The following is a 427-nucleotide window of genomic DNA, read 5'->3' on the forward strand; positions in this document are numbered from 1 at the left end:
AAGGACCTTACAGGCTTCGACTTCTCTTCAAGCGAGATCAATGAAGCCACTGTGCGGCAGCTGCACCGATGCGAGTTCGTTGAAAGCGCAGAGAATGTCGTGCTGATCGGCGGTCCAGGAACGGGCAAAAGCCACACAGCAACAGCAATCGGCGTCCAAGCCATCGAACACCACAGGCGCAAGGTACGCTTCTTCTCGACCGTAGAATTGGTCAATGCATTGGAGCAGGAAAAGGCGCTCGGCAAGGCAGGGAAACTGGCTGAGACGCTAACGAAAGTCGACTTGGTTATCTTGGACGAGCTCGGTTACTTGCCATTCAGCGCGTCTGGAGGTGCGCTTCTATTCCATCTGCTCAGCAAATTGTATGAGCGCACCAGCGTGATCATAACCACCAACCTCAGCTTCTCAGAATGGGCGCAGGTCTTCG

General features: G+C 54.3%; 1 protein-coding gene. It reads left to right on the forward strand.

Annotation, left to right across the window (positions count from 1 at the left end; all coding sequences use genetic code 11):
- Positions 1-427 (forward strand): ATP-binding protein (locus P2081_RS20380; RefSeq protein WP_278924616.1); only part of this gene is annotated, 427 nt, incomplete at both ends.

The organism is Pseudophaeobacter profundi, assembly GCF_029697505.1.
GTDB lineage: Bacteria > Pseudomonadota > Alphaproteobacteria > Rhodobacterales > Rhodobacteraceae > Pseudophaeobacter > Pseudophaeobacter profundi.